Annotated in this window: 9 protein-coding genes; 7 read left to right on the forward strand and 2 right to left on the reverse strand. The window is 39.7% G+C overall.

The genetic code is table 11. The features are described 5' to 3' along the window. Nucleotides 1-32 precede the first annotated feature (32 nt). The 3 genes from aceE (at nucleotide 33) to lpdA (ending at nucleotide 6,226) form a co-directional block, all read left to right on the forward strand. Nucleotides 33-2,720: a pyruvate dehydrogenase (acetyl-transferring), homodimeric type gene (gene aceE / locus B6258_RS08050; protein WP_099074822.1), complete on the forward strand. Its 2,688-nt coding sequence runs from the start codon at nucleotides 33-35 to the stop codon at nucleotides 2,718-2,720. Between the two features lie 12 nt (nucleotides 2,721-2,732). Continuing rightward, nucleotides 2,733-4,598: a pyruvate dehydrogenase complex dihydrolipoyllysine-residue acetyltransferase gene (gene aceF / locus B6258_RS08055; RefSeq protein WP_099074823.1), complete on the forward strand. Its 1,866-nt coding sequence runs from the start codon at nucleotides 2,733-2,735 to the stop codon at nucleotides 4,596-4,598. Between the two features lie 200 nt (nucleotides 4,599-4,798). Continuing rightward, nucleotides 4,799-6,226: a dihydrolipoyl dehydrogenase gene (lpdA, locus tag B6258_RS08060; RefSeq protein ID WP_075670832.1), complete on the forward strand. Its 1,428-nt coding sequence runs from the start codon at nucleotides 4,799-4,801 to the stop codon at nucleotides 6,224-6,226. Between the two features lie 206 nt (nucleotides 6,227-6,432). Here the strand turns inward: lpdA and rtxA are convergent, their stop codons facing one another. Together rtxA and B6258_RS18355 are read right to left on the reverse strand one after the other, a co-directional pair. After that, nucleotides 6,433-18,651, reverse strand: a complete 12,219-nt coding sequence (gene rtxA, locus B6258_RS08065; protein ID WP_099074824.1) for an MARTX multifunctional-autoprocessing repeats-in-toxin holotoxin RtxA — start codon at nucleotides 18,649-18,651, stop codon at nucleotides 6,433-6,435. Between the two features lie 255 nt (nucleotides 18,652-18,906). Then, the gene (locus B6258_RS18355; protein ID WP_240531547.1) at nucleotides 18,907-19,260 is read right to left on the reverse strand and encodes a peptide chain release factor 1; all 354 of its coding nucleotides are present in this window, start codon (nucleotides 19,258-19,260) and stop codon (nucleotides 18,907-18,909) included. 683 nt (nucleotides 19,261-19,943) lie between these two features. Between B6258_RS18355 and acnB the strand changes: the two genes are divergently transcribed. The 4 genes from acnB (at nucleotide 19,944) to argO (ending at nucleotide 24,791) form a co-directional block, all read left to right on the forward strand. After that, a complete protein-coding gene (gene acnB / locus B6258_RS08075) occupies nucleotides 19,944-22,541 on the forward strand; it encodes a bifunctional aconitate hydratase 2/2-methylisocitrate dehydratase (RefSeq protein WP_099074825.1) in 2,598 nt (865 codons plus the stop codon). Nucleotides 22,542-22,677: 136 nt separating this feature from the next. After that, a complete protein-coding gene (locus tag B6258_RS08080) occupies nucleotides 22,678-23,049 on the forward strand; it encodes a YacL family protein (RefSeq protein WP_023581519.1) in 372 nt (123 codons plus the stop codon). Between the two features lie 92 nt (nucleotides 23,050-23,141). Further along, nucleotides 23,142-24,002: a small-conductance mechanosensitive channel MscS gene (gene mscS / locus B6258_RS08085; protein WP_099074826.1), complete on the forward strand. Its 861-nt coding sequence runs from the start codon at nucleotides 23,142-23,144 to the stop codon at nucleotides 24,000-24,002. Between the two features lie 165 nt (nucleotides 24,003-24,167). After that, nucleotides 24,168-24,791 carry an arginine exporter ArgO gene (gene argO / locus B6258_RS08090; protein WP_099074827.1) on the forward strand — a complete coding sequence of 208 codons (624 nt, stop codon included), beginning with the start codon at nucleotides 24,168-24,170 and terminating at the stop codon, nucleotides 24,789-24,791. Nucleotides 24,792-24,839 lie beyond the last annotated feature (48 nt).

The raw sequence follows: 24,839 nt of genomic DNA on the forward strand, positions 1-24,839 counted from the left end.
ATTAAAAACAGATAACAGATAAGGAATACACCATGTCAGATATGCTGAAAAATGACGTGGATCCGATCGAAACTCGCGACTGGTTACAAGCGATCGACTCGGTCATCCGTGAAGAAGGTGTTGAGCGTGCACAGTTCCTGATTGATCAGGTATTAAAACAAGCCCGTAATGGTGGTCTTAATATCGCTTTAGGCGGTTCTGTACACAGTGATTATATCAATACCATTCCTGCTGAAGATGAACCCGCTTACCCTGGCAATCTGGAATTAGAGCGTCGTATTCGTTCTGCTATTCGCTGGAACGCAGTAATGATGGTTCTGCGTGCATCCAAAAAAGATTTGGAACTCGGCGGACACATGGCGTCATTCCAATCTTCTGCAACTTTATATGAAGTGTGTTTTAACCATTTCTTCCGTGCACAAAATGAAACTGATGGTGGCGACTTGGTTTATTTCCAAGGTCATATCTCCCCTGGTATCTATGCGCGTGCATTCTTAGAAGGTCGTTTAACTGAAGAGCAATTAAACAACTTCCGTCAAGAAATTGGTGGTAAAGGTTTATCTTCTTATCCACACCCTAAATTAATGCCTGAGTTCTGGCAGTTCCCTACAGTATCTATGGGGCTGGGACCACTATCTGCAATTTACCAAGCTAAATTCCTGAAATATTTGAATCACCGTGGATTAAAAGATACGACTAAACAGACTGTTTATGCGTTCTTAGGCGATGGTGAGATGGATGAGCCAGAATCTAAAGGTGCTATCACCATCGCAGTTCGCGAAAAATTAGACAACCTGTGCTTCGTGATTAACTGTAACTTACAACGTCTTGATGGCCCAGTGACAGGTAATGGCAAAATTGTTAACGAATTAGAAGGTATCTTTGCGGGTGCTGGCTGGAACGTTATCAAAGTCATGTGGGGCGATCGTTGGGATGAGCTGCTGCGTAAAGACACTTCTGGTAAACTCATTCAATTAATGAATGAAACTCTGGATGGTGACTACCAGACATTTAAATCTCGTGACGGCGCTTATGTTCGTGAGCACTTCTTTAATCGTTACCCAGAAACAGCTGCATTAGTTAAAGATATGACTGATGATGAAATCTGGGCATTAAACCGTGGTGGTCACGATCCGAAGAAAGTCTTTGCTGCATTCCAAAAAGCAAAAGACACTCAAAACCAACCAACTGTTATTTTAGCTCAAACCATCAAAGGTTATGGTATGGGTGAAACGGCAGAAGGTAAAAATATCGCTCACCAAGTTAAGAAAATGAACATGGATGGTGTTCACCATTTCCGTGATCGTTTCAATATTCCTGTTGCTGATGAGCAAATCAAAGACCTGCCTTATATTACTTTTGACAAAGAGTCAGAGGAATACAAATACCTGCACGCACGTCGTCAGGATTTAGGGGGTTACCTACCAGCTCGTCGTCCACGTTTTGAAGAAAAACTGGATATCCCTGCACTGGAAGATTTCAGCCAATTACTGGAAGAACAATCTAAAGAGATTTCTACAACTATCGCATTCGTTCGTGCTCTGAATGTGATGTTGAAAAACAAATCTATCAAAGATCGTTTAGTTCCAATTATTGCGGACGAAGCACGTACTTTCGGTATGGAAGGTCTGTTCCGTCAAATCGGTATTTATAGCCCGAATGGCCAACAATATACGCCTCAAGACCGTGAGCAAGTTGCTTACTATAAAGAAGACGTTAAAGGTCAAATTCTGCAAGAAGGTATCAACGAACTGGGTGCCGGCGCATCTTGGTTAGCTGCTGCAACATCTTACAGCACTAACAATCTGCCAATGATCCCATTCTATATCTACTACTCAATGTTTGGTTTCCAACGTATTGGCGACTTATGCTGGGCGGCAGGCGACCAACAAGCACGTGGTTTCTTAGTAGGTGGTACTTCAGGTCGTACAACACTTAACGGTGAAGGCTTACAGCACGAAGATGGTCATAGCCATATTCAATCGCTGACGATCCCTAACTGTATCTCTTATGATCCAGCATTCGCTTATGAAGTTGCTGTTATCATGCAAGACGGTTTAGAGCGTATGTATGGTGATAAACAAGAAAACGTTTATTACTACATCACTACACTGAACGAAAACTACCATATGCCAGCAATGCCAGCCGGTGTTGAAGAAGGTATCCGTAAAGGTATCTACAAGCTGGAATCATTGGAAGGTAAAAAAGCGAAGAAAGGCGCTAAAGAAGCTAAAGTTCAGTTACTAGGTTCAGGCTCTATTCTGCGTCACGTTCGTGAAGCAGCGCAAATTCTGTCTGCTGAATACGGCATTGGTTCTGATGTTTATAGCGTAACTTCATTCACTGAATTGGCTCGTGATGGTCAAGATTGTGAACGTTGGAATATGCTGCACCCATCTGAAGCACCACGTGTACCTTACATTGCTCAAATTATGAATGATGCGCCAGCTGTTGCATCTACTGACTATATGAAACTGTTCGCTGAACAAGTTCGTACTTATGTACCAGCAGATGATTACCGCGTATTAGGTACAGATGGTTTCGGTCGTTCTGATAGCCGTGAAAACCTGCGTCACCATTTCGAAGTTGATACTTCTTATGTGATTGTTGCTGCATTAGGTGAATTAGCTAAACGTGGTGAGATTGATGTGAAGGTTGTTGAAGAAGCAATCAAAAAATACAACATCAACCCTGAAAAAGTAAACCCACGTCTGGCGTAAGAGGTAAAGTGAATGTCTATTGAAATTAAAGTCCCAGATATCGGTGCTGATGAAGTTGAAGTCACCGAAGTGATGGTGAAAGTGGGCGACCGCATTGAGGAAGAACAATCCTTAATCACCGTAGAAGGCGACAAAGCGTCTATGGAAGTTCCATCACCGCAAGCGGGTGTGGTTAAAGAGATTAAAATTGCCGTGGGCGATAAAGTCCAAACTGGTTCTCTTATCATGATTTTTGAAGCAGAGGGTGCCGCACAAGCAGCACCAGCTCAAGCTGCTGCACCTGCACCAGCCGCAGCGCCTGCAACAGCTGCACTGAAAGAAGTTCACGTTCCAGATATCGGCGGTGACGAAGTTGAAGTCACTGAAGTGATGGTAAAAGTGGGCGATAGTGTTGCTGAAGAACAATCACTGATTACTGTTGAAGGCGATAAAGCGTCAATGGAAGTTCCAGCACCATTTGCTGGCGTAGTGAAAGAAATTAAAATTGCAACTGGTGATAAAGTGAGTACGGGCTCTCTTATCATGGTCTTTGAAGTTGCAGGTAGTGCGCCTGTTGCTCAAGCAGCACCCGCTCCAGTGGCATCTGCACCAGCAGCATCTGCGGTGAAAGAAGTCAATGTTCCAGATATCGGCGGTGACGAAGTTGAAGTGACTGAAGTGATGGTGAAAGTAGGTGATTCCATCTCTGAAGAACAATCGCTGATCACTGTTGAAGGCGACAAAGCTTCAATGGAAGTTCCAGCGCCATTTGCAGGTGTGGTTAAAGAGATCAAAATTGCCGTGGGCGACAAAGTGAAAACGGGCTCACTGATCATGACGTTTGAAGTTGCCGGTGCAGCACCAGTTGCTCAAGCACCAGCGGCAGCCGCGCCAGCGCCAGCAAGTTCTACACCAGCAGCGCCTGCTAAAGCACAAGCAACTGCGCCAGCAGCGAAAGAAGAATTTGTTGAAAATGATGCTTACGTTCATGCAACACCTGTTATTCGTCGCTTAGCGCGCGAATTCGGTGTGAATTTAGCGAAAGTAAAAGGTACGGGTCGTAAAGGTCGTATCTTACGTGAAGACGTTCAGTCTTACGTGAAAGAATTAATTAAACGTGCTGAATCAGCGCCAGCGAATGCAGGTGGTGGATTACCAGGCATGTTACCTTGGCCGAAAGTTGACTTCAGCAAGTTTGGTGAAATTGAAGAAGTTGAATTAAGCCGTATCCAGAAAATCTCTGGTGCTAACTTAAGCCGTAACTGGGTGATGATCCCTCACGTAAATCTGTTTGATGAAGCCGATATTACTGAGGTTGAAGAATTCCGTAAGCAGCAAAATAAAGAAGCAGAGAAGAAAAAACTGGATGTTAAGATCACGCCGTTAGTCTTCGTAATGAAAGCAGCTGCAAAAGCACTGGCAGATATGCCACGCTTTAACAGCTCTATCTCTGAAGATGGACAGAAACTGATCCTGAAAAAATACATCAATATCGGTATTGCAGTTGATACACCTAACGGTCTTGTTGTTCCTGTTTTCAAAGATGTTAACAAAAAAGGCATTATCGAACTGTCTTATGAGTTAGCAGAAGTGTCTAAGAAAGCGCGTGCAGGTAAACTGACAGCAGCAGATATGCAAGGCGGATGTTTCACTATTTCTAGCCTTGGTGGTATCGGTACTACCGGTTTTGCACCAATCGTTAACGCACCAGAAGTTGCGATTATGGGACTTTCCCGTTCTTCTATGAAACCAGTATGGAATGGTAAAGAATTCGTACCACGCTTGATTTTACCAATGTCATTATCTTTCGATCACCGTGTGATCGATGGTGCTGACGGTGCTCGATTCATCACTCTGATTAATCAATACATGAGTGATTTACGTCGTTTGGTAATGTAATTTTAAAACCGGTGCTTAGCGCCGGTTTCTCTGATTACAGTGATGGATTTTACAGTCATACATCTTAGGTTGTGAGATCCGTCATGTTAGAGCGCTTTTCAGTTTATTAACATTTCTGTAAACTGCATGCGGTATGTAAGTCTCGGTGTTAAATATGGATTATCGTCTGACTCGCCGGACAAATAAATAATGAGGTCACGATGAGTACTGAAATTAAAGCACAGGTAGTGGTTCTCGGTGCAGGCCCTGCGGGTTATTCCGCGGCGTTCCGTTGCGCTGACTTAGGTTTAGAAACAGTTTTAGTGGAACGTCACTCTACTTTAGGTGGTGTTTGTCTGAACGTGGGTTGTATCCCTTCTAAAGCGTTACTCCACGTTGCTAAAGTTATCGAAGAAGCGAAAGCATTATCTGAACACGGTGTTGTATTTGATGCACCAAAAACAGATATTGACAAAATTCGCATCTGGAAAGATAAAGTTATCTCTCAGTTAACGGGTGGCTTAGCGGGCATGGCTAAAGGCCGTAAAGTAACTGTCGTTAATGGCGAAGCACGATTCACTGGTTCTCACACATTGTCTGTTGAAGGTGCTGAAGGTACAACTACCATCACTTTTGACAATGCAATCGTTGCCGCTGGCTCACGTCCAATCGAATTACCGTTCATTCCACATGAAGACCCTCGTGTATGGGATTCAACAGATGCACTACAACTGAAAACCGTACCAGAGCGTTTACTGGTTATGGGGGGCGGTATCATCGGTCTGGAAATGGGAACGGTGTATCACTCTCTGGGTTCTCAGATTGACGTAGTTGAAATGTTTGATCAGGTTATTCCTGCTGCTGATAAAGACGTGGTTAAAGTATTTACCAAACGTATCAGCAAGAAATTTAACCTGATGCTAGAAACTAAAGTTACTGCTGTTGAAGCAAAAGAAGATGGCATCTACGTAACAATGGAAGGCAAAAAAGCCCCAGCAGAACCACAACGTTACGATGCAGTATTAGTTGCTATCGGTCGTGTACCTAACGGTAAACTGTTAGACGCAGGTAAAGCGGGTATCGAAGTTGATGATCGTGGCTTTATCCATGTTGATAAACAAATGCGTACTAATGTACCTCACATCTTTGCTATCGGTGATATCGTTGGTCAACCAATGCTGGCTCACAAAGGTGTCCATGAAGGTCACGTTGCAGCAGAAGTTATCTCTGGTAAGAAACATTACTTCGATCCTAAAGTTATTCCATCAATCGCTTATACTGAACCAGAAGTTGCATGGGTTGGTATGACTGAAAAAGAAGCGAAAGAGAAGGGCGTTAGCTATGAAGTGGCTTCTTTCCCTTGGGCCGCATCAGGCCGTGCAATCGCATCAGATTGTGCTGATGGTATGACTAAACTGATTTTCGACAAAGAAACTAACCGTGTTATCGGTGGTGCAATTGTTGGTTCTAACGGTGGTGAACTGTTAGGTGAAATCGGTCTGGCAATTGAAATGGGTTGTGATGCTGAAGATATCGCATTAACTATCCACGCCCACCCAACGTTATACGAATCAATTGGTATGGCTGCGGAAGTATTTGAAGGTAGTATCACTGACCTGCCAAATCCAAAAGCGAAAAAGAAAAAATAAGCTGATTGTATAATCAAAGCAACACCTAAATGTTAAGAGCCAAGTTCATTAAGAGCTTGGCTCTTTTTTCATTATGAACATATAGGCATTTAAATTTATACGGTTTATTTTTCTATTAAGAGCACTCTTAAGGCAAAAAATCCTCTCGCGTTACAGTTCACATTTAACGGAGAGGATTTATTATGGCTATAGAGTATGTTTACAAACTACACTAATATGCCTTTTCCTGAAATTGTATCTGTCCAAGCTGCGGCTATCATTTGCTTAGCTTCACCATTTATATTATCGAAAAATCCGTATGTGCCTGCTTTCATGGGGAATGTACTCATTGCTTGAATCTGAATAGCGAGTGCATTACTTGATAAAGCCACATATTCACGCTGATCAGAAGGATCTTTATCTGTCATTTCGATCACAATTTTTGCCTGATTGCCATTAAAATACTGAGTAAAGATCGTCGAGCCAATGCGTTCAAATGCGGCTTGTTCTCCTGTACTTTGTGGTGTCCGAATATGTGAGATCTTTAAATCATAGCCACTGCGTTCAAACCATAATTTATTCCAATCAATATCTCCAAGCACAATATTATCTTCTTGGCTAATATCATCTACATAGCAATCAATCACATTATGATTAATCAGGAAGCTATCGATACCTTCTCCACCTTTGAAGTGGTTCTGATATCCACCTAATATGATAATATCATTACCTGTATTGCCATTAAGAATGCTAAATTTTGAGAATGAAGCGGCAATGAGTTGATCATTCCCATCACCACCATTAACGATGGCGTGATAACCCATTAGTTGAATTTCGTCATCCCCACTTCCTCCATTCAAGCTATTATCGTTACCAAAGATTTTGGAAAAATCATTGCCTTCCTCTAGGGATATTTGGTTGTGGTTACCGATTGTGACAACAAAATCTTGTTCACTACCACTGAAAATGCGATTGTAGTTACCAGTAGTGACGACATAGTCATTACCTGCATTAGTATGGATTTCACCGCCTTCACCAAAGACAAAGGCTTTATCGAGCCCGCCACCTAAATAGACATTATTGATCCGGCCTGCGATAACGGCAGTATCATCTCCATCGCCTCCAAACATCATATTTGAGTGCCCCATCAAGACGCCGAGATCATTTCCGCTACCGCCAGTAAAAATATTTGAGATCCCTGTTGCATAGAAAGCATCTGAACCACGCCCACCCCAAAAATTATTATTATCTCCGAGGTAAGCGCCAAGATCATTCCCGTCCCCCCCCCAATTGAAATTATAGTTGCCAAGAGAGACATGTATGTCACCATCGCCTTTTAAATGGCCGCTATTACGCAAGAAATCGAGCGTTTTCTTCTCCATATTCAGCACATCAGCCGCTAAATTTTCTTTGAGGTTTTCAGCGAGATCGCGCATATTTGCGCGTTTATCTTTATTAAAGATTGTGGCAAATAGATTGGGTATATTCAGCGAATTGAAGCCAAAAGGGCGCTCTTCTTTTTCTGTTGTTTCGCTGTTTTTAGCTTGAGTAGTTGATGCATCAGTAATTGATATTTTGGGGTTAATTGAAACCTCAGTTTTATTTTGTTGATCTTTTGTCGCTTTTGCTTTTAATCCATGGCTTTCAGCAAATGAAACAATACCATCCTTGCCCATATTAATAGATGATTGAAGGCTATCTAATAATTTTGTCGGATCAGTAAATGCGGACAGTTGTTCACCACCAAACTCAGTCACTACGGCAAGCATATCTTTCAAAATAGCCACAACATCAATGGGTTCACCGTGACGAGAGATTATTTTTCCATCCTCGCTATAGTCGACGCCAAAAATATCACCCAGTGTCGTATCTGAATTAACGCTGGCTAATCGACCTAACAATTTATTTTTTAATTTAGTCGGTAAATTTTGGAGGTTATAAGTGAAGGTGGTTTTCACTATGCCAGTTGCTGTAAATTGCTGCGTCATTAAGCCAAATAATGAACCAAGATTGGTGTCCATAATAGACTGGATATTGTCACCAAACATCAAGTTCCAATTCCCTGTTGTAACTTGAATATCAGCACCTTGGCCGCCAATGGCGAAATTAAAAGCGATTTTACTATTTAGTTGACGAAGTTGCTCAGCTCGACTGATTTTTCCCATCTTGTTGTTATTGCCACTGCCTCCCAACCACTGATTATATTTTTTGTTCAGTGTAGCTTCTAGATCACTCTTTAATCCTCGGCTACTACGGTTATGCTGTGAATTCAGATCAGTCAGTGTTTTATAGTCAACATCGCTCGTTTGGTCTATTCCTGACATATCTATGGCAAACTTTTTTGCACCAGCGAGTGTCCACTGACTGTTTTGTTCCGACAACCAATCATCATTTTCACCTGAACATGCGATTGACTCTAGAACTTTGGCGATACTAGCAGCACCGTCAAAAGGGTTGATCAGTGGAGGGGTTGGGATTGATTTTTCTAACATCACAATAAGATCATTACTACGTCCCAGATTAAAGCTGACGTTACGTGTACCAACAAATAATTGCGCACCTTCGAAAGCTTGATAGCCAGCAATATCAACACTATGTTTACTATCACCATTACCAACGTGTACCATCACATTGTTATCACCGAAAACCAGTGATTTAAATCCGCCAGTGCCCACTTTGATCCCGAGATTAGAGGTTCCCCAATTAACTGTTGTAAATTCGCCGTCACCCACACTGACTTGGATATTGCCAGAATAGCTTAATGATGAATTATCACTTCCAGATGAGCTTTGTTTGGCTGGTTTTTTACTTTTTTTTGGGGGAGTAAAGACCTCATTATTATCTGCGATTGCGCCATGTACTTGGTTATCGTTTGAAGTACCTACTTTAGCTAAATTAATATCACCTTCGGCAATACCATTACGTATTTGCTCAAATTCAGTTGTGATTTTTCCTTCTTTATTCCAATTTAACACGACCTTGTTTTGGTTTTGTTTGGCTACCCACTCTCCATTGTCATCTTTGGTATATTTGTGACCATTGGCATCAACCGCGACCTCTGTTACTCGCGCTGAAACGCGACTACGAATACCTTGTTGATCTAATGCATTGATAAACTGATGGGCAAACCCAGCCTGTTTGTCGTCACTTATTAACGAACAGCCGACAATACTGATATGTTCAGGGGTTGTGTTGATATGGTTTTCTTTGCTAAATACGGTACTGAATTTAGCCAATTGATTGGAAAGCTCGTCAGCATTGTAGTTGCTAAGGCGTAAATGATTATTTTCACTTGTTTCACGACCATGTCCAACAAGTTGCCAACGTATTTTACCTGAAAGTTGTGTTGGGTCGCCATAAACTACACGGTAATTACCATCGGCATCCAATTGTACCACTATACTATTTTTGGCATGTTTAGCGGCAAGTGATGAAGCTGCTTGAGCGGCTATCGGATCATCTTCTGTTTGGATAATAATTTGGCTATCAAAACGACTATCACCCCCATTGTCATTGGGCTTTACATATACCATTCCCCAATTAGTCACCTTCTTCTTTTTTATCGGGTTTTGTATCGAATCTAGTGCTTTTCTGTGATTGGTGTTATTTACATACTCTGGGGACAGTAAACTTGATATTATTTGTTTACCGTATTGATTCATCAACATACGGCTAGCGAAATGAGAAACATCGGTTCTTTCTCCTTTAACTAGATATCCTTTGTCAAGCAATTTGGTGCGCATTTTTTCACCGCTCATGCCCAATTCGTCACAATCGGTGAGTAATATAATGGGGATATCTTTTGAGAAACCCTGTAGATTTTTTTCTACGGATAATTGCCCATTGATTTTTTTTGCGAGTTGACCCGTAAATCCCATTGGGTTATGTATTTTATAAGCACCAATCGCTTTTGACATACTTGGCATTGGCCTATCTAATAATAGTCCCGCAATGCGCTGACCATTAGCGGAAATTTCGCTTGCTAATTTAGCCGCAATAGGTGCTCCCATGGAATAACCATGAATAATAATATTTTTAGGATCGACGCCTTTATCATTAACGAGATAACGGAACATTGTTTGTGCATCAGCATACATTCCTTGCTCTGTTGGCGAGCCATCACTTTCGCCAAAACCTCGCATGTTAATCGCTAACATATCGATGCCTTGTTGGTTGTAATAATGGTAAAAACCAGAAGCTTGATTCTCGGCAGGGGTATTTGAGCCATGCAAAAATAGTACTACTTTCTTATCAGTCGCTTCCTGAATACCATTATTTCCTCTGTAATATGCACCGGTAAGACGACCAGCATCACCTTTTAATGTTATTTTTTTTGCATTTTTCATCATTATTATTGCCGTCATTTCACGACGGCGATCATAGTCGCCGAAAAAATAATCATTAAAAAAACGTGTTAATGGACTAAAATTATTTTTCTCGTTTGGTGGCGTGGCGTCATTATCAATAGCCACCTTGTTGTACACTTTATTGTGGTTGTCTGATAACGCTTGTAAATTAGAATGTATAGGTTTGCTCTGTTGTACCGCAATTTGGGCTAATCGTGCTTCTTGTATTTTTTGGGAAAATTGATATAGCTCATTTGGTGTCCATACGCCAAATCTAGGTTTCCAATGATGACCAATCAGTTGATCTGCGCCACCAGCTTTTAATATTCGAGCAACAATACTAGAACAGTTTTTGGTTAATAATTGGTAACGAGGATCAGGCTGACTATTAATGCGCTTCCACTCTTTTTGCATGGCAGCGACATCAAGACCTTCTAGATTAATGCGAAAAACCATCCCATCGTTTGTGCCATCAGCCACTCCTGTTTTGAGATTTTCTGTTTTCTGGTTTTCAATTTCTTTAATTTTCTTGATTTCCAATGCAAAGGTTTGGTTAACCATCGCTGCTGGAAAGGCAATTTTTATCCAGTTTTTCACTGTGATTGAAAAGTCTGTTGATACTTCAAGCGGGTTACTATTTGGGCTTTCCCATTGTTTAATAAAGGGTTGTGAAATCTTTGGTGGAATGACTGTTTCTTGGAGCCTATCAGGGTTACTTAACAGTGAGCCTGCAATTTCAGGTGTCATCTTTTCAAGACCTTGAGTAAGATTCGTTTTATTTCTAAACTCTTTCAACAGTTTGTCATTTTTACCCTGATCTTTACCTAAATTGAAATTTGTCTTTTCCTCTTCTTGAATATCAATTTGTAATGTCATGAAATTTGTTGTTCGATTCACCGGTTGGCTCAAATCATACCAGCGTAATCTTAAATCAGGGTTTTCCTCTGTTGCAATATTAAATGGGGTTGCGATATATTTGTTCCCTTCTGGCCACCAACTGACATAATTATTCTTCTGGTTATTTTGCATATTATTGCGATCTAATTGTAAGCGTCCTGAACCTATTTGCAGCGCAGCATGCCCGAAACGACTATGTTTGGTAGGCTTCCAGATATATAGTGTGGAACTGATTGGCGAAACTTGTTGTTCAATCTCTCGGTGAATTTTTTTCAATCCTGACAGGTCAATACCATGGCCATTTCGGGCAAATTCATTTTCTGTAAATTGATTAAATACCTGATTGGTAATTTCACTGCCATACTCTTTTTCGACCAATCTTTTAATGCTTGCAATTGCATTTTTACCACTAATAAGTTTGTCTTGATTTTGTAAATTATTTTTCCCTTTTGTCACAAAGTTGCCGTTTTCATCAAGATAAATATGTTTGTTGGTTTTTAAGTTAGCATTTAAGAGGCGATCGTATAAATGGCTAAAGCTGTTATCAGCGTTGATTGTATGACTATCTAGTATTAAAGCAGCTGCATGTTTATAACGTGTATTGACTTGAGTTTGTAACTGTTTCAATCCATCATTGCGTTCGGAGTCAGGATGCCCTAATAGGTAACCATCAATTTGGTTTCGCAACTGATCTAGCATTTGCAATTTTTCTATTGGTAAGTCGTTTGGATTAGACTCTTTTTTATGATAGTCATTAAGCGTGGTAACGAGCGCTTTATAACTTTCGCCTTGTATTTTGCCTTTAACACTTGCAACTCTATGCAGTTCATCAACTGACATGACTATTGAATCGGTTAACATTTGCCATTTATGACTTACATATTCTGCAAGTATCCTATCTTTGTTATTATGACTCGATTTAATTTCGTCATTTTCTAAATGAAGTTCATTAGGTATTGCTTCAAAACTTGAATAATTGGCTAAAATAAAGTGTTCTATTATTTTTTGCTTAGTTGGATCGTTGATGTTATCCAAATAAATATTTTTTTGGATACGCATTCCGTTTTTTGTCAAAATAAAAGTAAAATGTTTGTCATGATTATCAATATTTATATTGAATTTCTGTTTTAGCGTTTCAAAAATGGGGCGTTCTGCTAATCCAGAAAGATTGACCGCGATAGCCCCTATTTTGTGATATTGAAGATTGTCTGAACGAAGAGAAGGTTGCTGATAGCTTGCTACGCCATGCCCATTAAGGTTTGATATAGAGGAAGGAAGGGCGTTTGCCGATTTTTGTCGGATCCCAGCATTAATGCTTAAACGATTAATGGCTTGCTGAGCATCATCCAGTAATTCCTGATTAATTTCTGTCAATTTATCATTGAAACGATCATCATTTTTTTTAGTTGATATTGGTTTGATGTAACTGGATGGGGTATTATCAGCCCCCTCTACATAGGCAGCTTCTCCTGATAAACCACTACCATGCGCTCCGTGACGATTAGGTTTATCACTTTCTTTCAGTTGAACAGATTTAGCTTCTTTTTGTGCTTTATCCGATATGTTAGTCGCTGTTTTTTTCTCCGTATCTCCTCGTAATCTCGCTTCTTCCACCATGGTTGATGCTTTTTTCTCTGCTATTTCAGCCTTGTTTTTTTTATCTCTCGCGTCCGAATATCTTTTATCCGCATCGTTTTTGGCTTTGGCGGTATCGAGTTTCGCGCCCTGACAATGTTCTTCACTTTGAATAACGCCATATTCTGATTTCTCTATCGATTTTTTCACCTTTTTAAGGTTTGCAGAATATTTAACCTTAATATTATCAACATGCGCTGAAACCATTTTTTTAGTATTACTTAAGTTCTTCTGTACATCATTTAAAATCCCTTCCGCGAATAGCTCACTCCATTGTTGATCTGATGTTTTTTCACCTTGTGAATGTTCACTGAGTACTTCAAGTGTTTGACCAATAGTGGTCAAATTGTGTGTTACTGAATTAGCTTCTTCAATAATGGCATCACGTTCTGTCTGGCCGTTTTTCTCCAGTGCAACTTGATCGGTCGATTCAAGTTCCGTTTGTGTAGTTGAAATGCGATCTAATTGGCGTTGTTTTTCATCAGCTAGTTTTTGGCGATTTTCATCTGCATTATTTTTATCCGCGAGGGCATTTTTTGTCGCATCAGAATCTGAGAGATACTTGTTGATATTTGCTGCCGCTGATTTAGCAACGATATTTCTTAGTTTGTAATTATTTCCTTGCAAGCCACCAGAACCCGGAATTGTAAAAACAAGGCGATTATTTTCTGCATTGGCGGTTAATTTAATTTTTTGTTGTTGCCATGCTATCGATTTGTCTTCACTTGATGAAGTAAATACAACTTCACCATTCCAGATAACACTCAATTTATTCTCTGTTGGCGTATTATCTTGTCGTTCATACTCAAAACTTAATTCAATCACTTCATCTTGCATCAAACCACTAATATCCTGATACATAGCGATATTGGGCTCATATGGCTCCTCGTATTCTGTTATAATTCCGTGATCCCAATAATCCTCACCATTAGTATTCATTGCCGTATCAGTAGATGTTTTCTGTTCATACTGACTCATTGTTTTTATTTCATCTTCGGTATATACAACGTTCCAACTTTCGGTTTCATATTCAAACCCATGTTTAAAATCACCATTCATGACCAAATTAGGACTGTTATTGGTTAAGTTGGATTCATCTGAATTAACATCGCTTAAATCGGGTGTTTTTACCTCAGTAACCTTGCTCTTTAAATTTTTGCCAATGCGACTCTCCACTTTGTCGATTTCATTCATTTTGAAACCGTCGATTGAAGATTTTTCAATTAAGTTAATCGCCCCTTTACCTTTACGGGATCCAGAAGTGGTTGCATCATCACCTTGTACCAAATAGTTAATGGCCTGACTCCCAACCATACCAAGTACACTTTGTTTTATATTGCCGAAGAAAGTCGCGAGTTTATTACTTTGAGTATTACTAGAAGCAACCGATAAGCTGTAGATATCACCATTGCCAATTTTAACGATGACATTGTTTTTTGCGTAAGAGGCGTTAATACCTAAACCGTTACCAACATGGATATTCGCATTAGCGGTACCTTTCATGACCGAAACATTTAAGCCATCACCCACCTTGGTACTTACGTTGTATTTCCCCCAAGCAACGTTTACTGATACATCATTACCCACTTTTGTATTGATATTTGCGTCGCCGTATGTAACGGTAACGCCGAGCCCATCGCCTACGGTTGTTGTAATATTTGCTCGGCCTTTTGCTATGGTGACTTGCGTGCCATTACCTACTTTTGTTGAAATATTGGCTTTACCCCAAACTATGCCATAGTTGTCGCCTTTTCCCACCATAGTGACAATATTCGCATTACCTTTTGCTAATGTGACCTGACGGCCATCACCGATTTGTGTTACAACATTCGTATTACCCCATGCACCAGTATAATTATCCCCATTACCTACGTGCGTAATAATGTTGATATTACCTTTGACGACAGAGAGTTCTTGCCCATTTCCCACTTTGGTAATGATATTGGCATTTCCTTTAGCGAAATTATATCGTTCGCCATCGCCGATATGAGTGAAAATATTGGCTTTTCCCCATGCAGCATTAATGCCTAAACCATAACCTACTTTGGTGATGATATTGGCGTTGCCTTTGGCAAAACCTATCGTGGCGCTATTGCCAATATGGGTCATAATATTTCCCACCTTTGAAATCAGCAGACCTACGGTGATCCCATCACCCACTTTTGTTAAAACGTTCGCTTTTCCCCCTAGGAGCGCAGCGGTTATTCCATCACCCACATGAGTAACTATATTTCCTTTAGCGCCTGCAATGACGCCCGCAATGCCATTCCCCACTTTTGTTATGATATTGGCTTGACCTAATGCAAGTACGCCAGTTATTCCATCACCGACATGGGTCATGATATTAGCTTTGCCAAACATCGCTGATAATGTAGTGCCATTCCCCACTTTGGTCATGATATTGGCTTTACCCGCAAACAGCCCAATACTGGTGCCATCACCGATATGGGTATAAATGTTAGCGGCACCTAGCATTAATCCCAACGTTGATCCATTGCCAACTTTGGTAAGGACATTACCTTTACCCACCATCGCTGCAAAGGCTTCATCATGCCCAATATGGGTAAAAATATTAGCGCCACCAATCATCGCGGCTAATGTCATGCCATCGCCCACTTTTGTGGCAATATTGCCTGTTGCTAACATTAGAGCAACGGACATGCCATCACCCACATGAGTGAATACATTTCCCTTGGCAATCATTAGCGCTAAAGCATTTCCATTGCCTATTTTGGTATAGACGTTGCCTAAGCCTCCCATTAGTGCCCAAGCTTCGCCACTCCCTACATGGGTGAATATATTGCCACCACCGACCATGGCACCCATACTTGTTCCATCACCTACTTTGGTGAAAATATTCCCCACCGCGCCCATTATGCCTAGGGTTTGTCCATTGCCGACATGTGTTAGTACATTACCGATACCTAGCATAATGCCAGAAAGATCACCGTTACCTACTTTAGTTAAGATATTGGCACCGCCAAGCATAACGCCATGTGTGTTACCAATTCCGATATGGGTCAGAACATTGGCTCCGCCACCCATTATGCCTAAAATATCACCTTGGCCTTTCTTTGTGAGTATATTTAATCCACCGAGGATAATGGTGTAGGTGTTTGATTTTATTTCATTGTTACTGATGTGTGTAATGATATTAGCGCCACCTAACATGATACTGCTCAGGTCACCGTCACCCATTTTAGTCAGGACATTTCCACCACCACCAAGTAACGATGTAATAGTACCTGCACCAACTTGTGTCATGACATTAAGTCCGCCTAATGCTCGCCATGAGGCTTTATCACGCTGATGACTGCCAATCTGGGTATGGGTATTTAATCCTCCTAACATTGTGACATGACTATCACCTAGTCCTTTGTGAATAGAAACATTACCTAATGCTGTAAGATGTGCTTTATATTCACCGTTACCAATTCGGATCAATACATTTGCTGCGCCTGCAGCGTTAATGTTCATTCTTCCTTCTTTACTTTGATGCAGTAAGACATTTACCAATCCTCCACCATCAAAGATTAGGTCTCCTTTTTGACCTTTTTTTACAATGATGTTGGCTGCGCCGCCGCCAGTAAAATGGGTATTACCGTAAGCAGAGTCATGCAATATTACATTTGCACCACCACCACCATTAAAAGTGATATTACCTTGTGTAACATCACTTTTAATGACGTTACCACCACCTACACCTGTAAAATCAATATCACCAGAGCTTTCAGTAGAATTATCGTATTTAAAAAGTTCTTGTTTTACGCCTACTGAGAGTGTTTCTACCGCCTCTTTTTTTGTTTGGGTTGTGTCAATTTGATAATGAACATCCTTCAGTGAAAATGCTTTTTCATTAGTACGATAAAACCCATTAATATTGGAAATCTCAGAATTGGCTAAATTGTGTGTATCATCGATATCGTTTTTACACCATGATGTTAAACGGTATTGTAAAAGCCCTGTTTCTGGATGATTACTGAATTCACATTCAACAACTAAAGTTGATTTTTTTTGTTCCTGATAAATACCATAAATATAAGTATTGGGTTTAAAACGTGATTTAATGGCTTTTATGGTGATGTTTTTATTCGAAGTGTCGCTTTCCATTATTTGCGCATCGAGTAAGGTGATATCAGCAGCATTAACAATCAAATCATTACCATAGGCCGTCCACTCATTTTCAACATGAAGCTGCCCTACGATGCCATTTGGTTCCAAGTTTTGAGATTGAATATGTTGAAATACTTTTAAGTCAGATAATTGATAGTTGCTATCAACTCTTATTTTGGTGAAACGTGGTGATTCGATAATTTCTTGTTTTTCTAATGTATTCCAACACTTATTGACCGCATTGAGGTTATCGCTATCATTAAAATTTTTATTATCAAAACTTATGTTTTTAATATCCCCATTATCTGGGGTTATACACCAAAGTTCGGAATCGTATTGAAGTTTTCCCGTTTTAGGATCATTGTAAATTTTGACCTTATTAAAGGTATAATCTCGACGACCATAATCCGATATGAACAAATTGGTATCACTTGGACCTGGTGTTTTAAAAAGATAAGTATTGGGTTCACGCAATGATTTAATCGCTTTTACTTCAACAAGTGTACCTAAGCTTAAATTTTTCATATAAGCACTTGTTAATACAATATTTTCAGCTTTTGTATATTCAACTGATAAATCATTATGGTGACGGACTTGAGTTGTGCGAGTGATCTTGTTGTAAGCACCAACCCCATAAAATGTGATATTGCCTTGGGCTATATCTGAAAAGATATTATTATAGCCACCAGCCCCTTCAAAATGGATATTGCCACTTGTCTCTTTATAGATATCAACATGTTGGCTGGTTCGTACTAGTTCGTTATAGGCTCCTGCTCCAGACATCGAGATATCGCCTAATTTACCTTCGCGTTTTAAGAGGTTTGCTAAGCCACCGCCAGTAAAATTAATATCACCTGTTTCAACGCGAGATTGGATTTCGTTGCCCCCACCGAACCCATTAAAATGAATGTTTCCTTTTGAATATTTATATTTATCAAACCAAGTACGCGTTAATTTATTATAGAATCCACCACCTTCAAACGTCAGGTTGCCATTATTCGTTTCATGCCAAATTTGATTGTAACCGCCAGCACCTTTGTACGTTATATTGCTTTTTGATCCTTTACGGGTGATGACATTAGCAACAGCACCTCCTGAATACTTGATGTCACCATATTCATATCCAGTATGGTTAATCTTAATCGCAGCAGAAGCACCAGCGTATATCAGATCTCCATGACCCGATTTTTCAATTTCTCCCCATGCACTTAATTCTCTGACATCTAAATTACCGTTCTCGTCAATAATCTTAAGATAAGCACTTCCCCCTCTGACAAAATCGTGCCCATCACCGGTGTAAGCGATAACTGCAAGAGTTCCAACAGTGATTGTATCGTGTCCCTTTCCTGCATAAACGTTACCCCCAAAACCAATGGCATCAATATCATCATCTCCATCTGTACCATGACGCGTTCCTGTAAAAGTAAACTCTAAATCTTTTAAAAATTTTGACATGAATTTTTCTCAAATTTAAATTAAATAGAAAACCACCGTAATTTTTAAATACAGTGGTTTCAGCATCTCTATATACCTTTTCACCATTTGATAAAATTGTCTTTTTAAAGACAAAAAAAGCCTGAAGAGAGAGAAGATTGTTGTAAATAATCGTTCTCTTTCTTTAAATATAGGTGTATTTATTTCAGGTATTAAATAGATTAAATAAAACTTAATTTATAATGAATTAGTTTTCTCTATAGATTCATTCTTCTATTAAGTATTTTTTTTACCTTTAGGTGATTTTTTTTCGACTAAATAAGGGGCGGTAGATCCTTCAGTTATATCAGTTTCATTTTGAAGAGCCGGGAATAGACCTGCTGCAATCAGTTTTTCAAACTCCATGTTTATGCGTGAGTCTTCCAACATATTTTTAATTATTGAAGCCATATAAATAAATCCAGAAGCAGGAATGTGGATCACTTGCTTTAGGGCTAACTCTTCATCTGTTTCTGGCATGATACCTTGCGCTATTTTATGTGGATCTTGACCGACAAAATAGAGTGAGAATATGCCATTGTTATAATTAATACTTGAGATTGCTTGGACGAATTTTTCGTTAATTGACATAAGAATTTTTTTCCATGTAGTTTATGCTTTCAATAAATCAATCATTTTTTGAGGATGAAAAGGTTAAATATAATTACTAAATTATATTTATAAATGGAATTAATACGATTGGTATTTAAATAATTCGTATTTTAAATCTATTACATATTAATATGTTAGATGTTGAAAGTGCTATCAAAAAATAATTATTATATGAATTTTATGATAATTAATTGATTGGGTTATGGTTTATTTTTGATATTGAAACTATTTTTATGAGGGGTGAGTTTAAATATAATATAAAGAAATTCATATAAATTTTTTATTGTTTAACTGGTTATTATCATTAACTAAATGACGTTAATTTATCTTTTTCTTTATTTTAAAAGATAAGCTGCGTTTACCGAGCCGTGCTGATATCTATTTAACTGAATTTATCGCTAAAAGTGCGATGGGTGAAAAAACGCCTATCAGATTGAGTGTAGCAACTTGAATAAAGTGATATTTACGTTTGTTATATGTTGCCTTTATGTGAACGAATTAACATCGTGTTGAAAATTTGCTATGCTAATATCCCTTAGCTGGGCATAATTTCACAACCATAGAAGTTTTATGCGAGCAAAAGATCCTCTGACCTGGCATCCAACTAGATAGGGTGCAGACAGCCGGGTTATACAAAATGACAAAGAAGCGAGGAGACCGTCGTGCTAGAAGAATACCGTAAGCACGTAGCAGAGCGTGCAGCTGAAGGTGTCGTTCCAAAACCTCTCGATGCAACACAAACAGCAGCACTTGTTGAGCTATTAAAAAATCCCCCTAAAGGTGAAGAAGAATTTCTTCTTGATTTAATTGTTAACCGTGTCCCACCCGGAGTTGATGAAGCCGCGTATGTTAAGGCGGGTTTTTTAACCGCTATCGCAAAAGGCGAAACGACATCACCTCTTATTACGCCAGAAAAAGCTGTTGAATTATTAGGTACCATGCAGGGTGGTTATAATATTCATGCTTTAATTGAATCTCTGGAAAATGATAAGTTAGCCCCAATTGCAGCCAAAGCGCTTTCTCATACATTACTGATGTTTGATAACTTCTATGATGTTGAGGAAAAAGCGAAAGCAGGCAACGTTTATGCTAAGCAAATTATGCAATCTTGGGCTGATGCACAATGGTTTACTGAGCGCCCGGCATTAGCAGAAAAAATTACTGTTACCGTATTTAAAGTCACTGGTGAAACCAATACCGATGACTTATCTCCAGCACCAGATGCTTGGTCCCGCCCTGATATCCCATTACATGCTTTAGCAATGCTGAAAAATGCGCGTGAAGGTATTGAACCTGATCAGCCGGGTAGCGTAGGTCCAATTAAACAAATCGAAGCATTAAATAAGAAAGGCTTCCCACTGGCTTATGTTGGTGATGTTGTAGGAACAGGTTCATCACGTAAATCAGCAACTAACTCTGTACTGTGGTTTATGGGAGACGATATTCCGTTCGTTCCTAATAAACGCGGTGGTGGTGTTGTTCTTGGCGGCAAAATCGCACCTATCTTCTTTAATACAATGGAAGATGCGGGAGCACTCCCTATCGAGGTCGATGTTTCTAAATTAAATATGGGTGATGTCATTGATATTTACCCATACAAAGGTGAAATTCGTGACCATGAAACGAATGCGTTATTGGAAACCTTTGAACTAAAAACAGAAGTGTTAATTGATGAAGTTCGTGCTGGTGGTCGTATTCCATTGATCATTGGTCGTGGATTAACGTCAAAAGCGCGTGAATCACTAGGTTTACCGGTTAGCACATTGTTCCGTCATGCTAAACCTGTTGAAGAAAGCAACCGTGGCTTCTCACTAGCTCAGAAAATGGTAGGTCGTGCATGTGGTCGTACAGGTATTCGCCCTGGCGAATATTGTGAGCCAAAAATGACCTCAGTAGGTTCACAAGATACAACAGGCCCAATGACTCGTGATGAGCTAAAAGACTTGGCATGTCTTGGTTTCTCTGCTGATTTAGTGATGCAGTCATTTTGTCATACCGCGGCTTATCCAAAACCGGTAGACGTTACAACGCATCACACTTTACCTGATTTTATTATGAATCGTGGTGGTGTTTCACTGCGTCCGGGCGATGGTATTATTCACTCATGGTTAAACCGTATGTTATTACCTGATACTGTTGGTACAGGTGGTGACTCGCATACGCGTTTCCCTATTGGTATCTCATTCCCTGCAGGTTCTGGGCTTGTGGCTTTTGCTGCGGCAACAGGAGTTATGCCATTAGATATGCCGGAGTCTGTTCTGGTCCGTTTTAAAGGCAAAATGCAACCGGGTGTGACACTGCGTGATTTAGTTCATGCTATTCCTTATTACGCGATCCAAGACGGTTTACTGACAGTTGAGAAAAAAGGTAAGAAGAACATTTTCTCTGGTCGTATTCTTGAGATTGAAGGCTTACCAGAACTGAAAGTAGAACAAGCATTTGAACTTGCTGATGCATCAGCAGAACGTTCAGCGGCGGGTTGTACCATTAAACTGGATAAAGCACCGATTATTGAGTACCTGCAATCTAACATCATCTTACTGAAATGGATGATTGCTGAAGGTTATGGCGATCGTCGTACTATTGAACGTCGTATCACTTCAATGGAAAGCTGGTTGAAAGATCCGCAATTACTGGAAGCAGATGCAGATGCAGAATATGCAGCAGTGATCGAAATTGATTTAAATGAGATCAAAGAGCCAATTCTATGTGCGCCTAACGATCCAGATGATGCTCGTCTGTTATCCGAAGTGGCAAACAGCAAAATTGATGAAGTATTCATTGGTTCTTGTATGACCAACATTGGGCACTTCCGTGCTGCGGGTAAACTGCTTGATCAACACAAAGGTCAATTACCAACACGTTTATGGGTTGCTCCACCAACAAAAATGGATGCAGCACAATTAACGGAAGAGGGATATTATAGCGTCTTTGGTAAGAGTGGAGCACGTATCGAAGTGCCGGGTTGTTCACTCTGTATGGGTAACCAAGCGCGAGTTGCTGATGGTGCAACTGTTGTTTCAACATCAACACGTAACTTCCCTAACCGCTTAGGTACAGGTGCAAATGTGTATCTTGCTTCTGCGGAGCTTGCGGCAGTAGCTTCATTATTAGGTCGTTTACCAGAGCCACAAGAGTATCTGGATTTCATAAATAAAGTGGATGAAACCGCAGAAGATACTTATCGCTATCTAAACTTTGACCAACTAGCGCAATATACAGATAAAGCAGACCAAGTTATTTTTCAAACAACGGTATAACGGTTAATTTATTGCTTTAAAGTATGTTATACAAACAAGCGGGAGGCAAAAGCCTCCCGTTTTTTGTTATTTTTGTCATAATAAGAATAAGATATTTTTTATTAAAAAAGCGAGAGCGTTATAAGGGGCGTACACCATGGATTATGAATTTCAGCGAGACCTCACTGGCGGTATACTAGCCCGTTTTTCGATGGATCATGAAGCAATAGGATATTGGTTGAATGATGAAATTCAGGGCGATATTAGTCTTATAGATCAAATTCTTGAAGAAATGGAAGGAATTAAAGGCAGTGAAAGACAGTGGGAACTTATCGGTAAAGAATACAGTCTTTCTATTGATGACGAAGAAGTGATGGTAAGAGCCAATACCTTGCATTTTGAAACAGATGAAATGGAAGAGGGCATGAGCTATTACGATAATGAGAGCATCTCTTTTTGTGGTTTAGATGATTTTGCTACCATGCTGCAAAAATATCGGTTATTTATTCTGGAAAATAGAAGAAATTAACAAATCCTATATATTTTTGGAATAAATCTGCCACAATATACTATTGAATTACTATTCTTTTTATTACGTTTTTAAGTTTAAAAGGTGGTCTAATGAATGAATTACCCGCTAGTTTAGATGAAGCAACAGGTTGGTTTGTGGCAAATCAGGATCTTTTTATTCAGTATGCTGTGAATATTATTGCTGCATTTTTGATACTCTTTGTTGGTCTTTTTGTGGCAAAAATGATTGGCAAAGGTGTCGCAAGAGTTTTAACGTTGCGCCACATTGATGCTACTGTTGTTACATTTCTGTCTGTTCTAGTTCGTTATACCGTTGTTGCTTTTACCTTAATTGCGGTATTAGGACGATTAGGTGTTCAAACTGCATCTGTTATTGCCGTATTGGGTGCCGCCGGTTTAGCGGTTGGTTTAGCATTACAAGGTTCGCTGTCTAACTTTGCTGCTGGTGTACTGATTGTTATTTTCCGACCAATCCGTACTAATGAATATGTGATGATCGGGTCTGTTGAAGGTACCGTGAGAGATGTGCAGATTTTTTCAACCACATTACGCTCAGCCGATGACAGAATTATTGTTATCCCGAATAGCAAAATTATCAGTAGCGAAGTTATCAATTTAACGCGTGAGCCTAATCGTCGTACACAAATTATAGTCGGTGTCGCTTACGATGCTGATATTGATAAAGTAAAACAAGTACTGGGTGATGTTGTTGCGAAAGACAAGCGTATTCAACATGAGCAAGGCGTGACTATCCGTTTACATGAAATGGCACCGTCTTCATTAAACTTTGTGGTGCGAGTTTGGACAACCAATGGCGATGCATGGCCAGTTTATTGGGATTTGATGGAAGATTTTAAACGTGCATTAGATGCGAATAATATCGGTATTCCATTCCCACAAATGGATGTTTATATGCATCAAGCACAAAGTACAGCAGCGAAAGCAGAATAGTCTCACAAAAATAGATGACATAGAGCCACGTTAATCACGTGGCTTTTTTTGTCTTTATTTTCATTAGTTTTCCTTATTATCAATAAGAATGATTCATTTCCTCTAATATCAAAACCCCGCTATTATGCATCCAATATTAAATGAATAATTATTAGGATATTCTGCATGTTCACAACTTTTTTTCAGGGGTTCTTATTAAGTGCAGCAATGATTTTGCCAATAGGTGCTCAGAATGCCTTCGTTTTACAACAAGGAAGTAAAAAACAGTTTCATTTAATGAGTGCATTTTTATGCGCTTTAAGTGATGTTGTTTTGATCTCTGCAGGTGTCTTTGGTGGAAGTGCTTTACTTAGACAATCAGAAATACTTTTATTACTGATCACTTGGGGAGGCGTCGCGTTCTTATTATGGTATGGCTGGAATGCATTTAAAACGGCTTTTTCAAAAGAGATTGAATTATCACAAAGTGAAAATCAGGTAAAAAGCCGTTGGCGTGTGATTGTGACATTAGTTGCCGTAACTTGGCTTAATCCTCATGTTTATTTAGATACGTTTGTGGTGATTGGCAGCATGGGCGGGCAATTAACGTCAGAACTGCGTCCTTGGTTTACATTTGGTGCGATATTTGCCTCTATAAGCTGGTTTTTTGCGTTATCACTACTGGCGGCTTGGTTTTCTCCAATATTAAGCAAAGCGCGCGCTCAACGTATGATTAATCTATTTGTAGGATGTGTAATGTGGTTTATTGCTGTTCAATTAGCAGCACAAGGATGGAAAACTCTCTTTTAATCTTAAAGAACTTTACATCAGATATGCTAAGGTTCTTCTTAGCCATAA

This window comes from Proteus alimentorum (assembly GCF_002607735.1).
GTDB classification, from domain to species: domain Bacteria; phylum Pseudomonadota; class Gammaproteobacteria; order Enterobacterales; family Enterobacteriaceae; genus Proteus; species Proteus alimentorum.

Bases quoted from the DNA above. Each gene is read 5' to 3' on its own strand.
- aceE (WP_099074822.1), top strand. From the start codon at position 33: ATGTCAGATATGCTGAAAAATGACGTGGATCCGATCGAAACTCGCGAC.
- aceF (WP_099074823.1), top strand. From the start codon at position 2,733: ATGTCTATTGAAATTAAAGTCCCAGATATCGGTGCTGATGAAGTTGAA.
- lpdA (WP_075670832.1), top strand. From the start codon at position 4,799: ATGAGTACTGAAATTAAAGCACAGGTAGTGGTTCTCGGTGCAGGCCCT.
- rtxA (WP_099074824.1), bottom strand. From the start codon at position 18,651: ATGTCAAAATTTTTAAAAGATTTAGAGTTTACTTTTACAGGAACGCGT.
- B6258_RS18355 (WP_240531547.1), bottom strand. From the start codon at position 19,260: ATGTCAATTAACGAAAAATTCGTCCAAGCAATCTCAAGTATTAATTAT.
- B6258_RS08080 (WP_023581519.1), top strand. From the start codon at position 22,678: ATGGATTATGAATTTCAGCGAGACCTCACTGGCGGTATACTAGCCCGT.
- mscS (WP_099074826.1), top strand. From the start codon at position 23,142: ATGAATGAATTACCCGCTAGTTTAGATGAAGCAACAGGTTGGTTTGTG.
- argO (WP_099074827.1), top strand. From the start codon at position 24,168: ATGTTCACAACTTTTTTTCAGGGGTTCTTATTAAGTGCAGCAATGATT.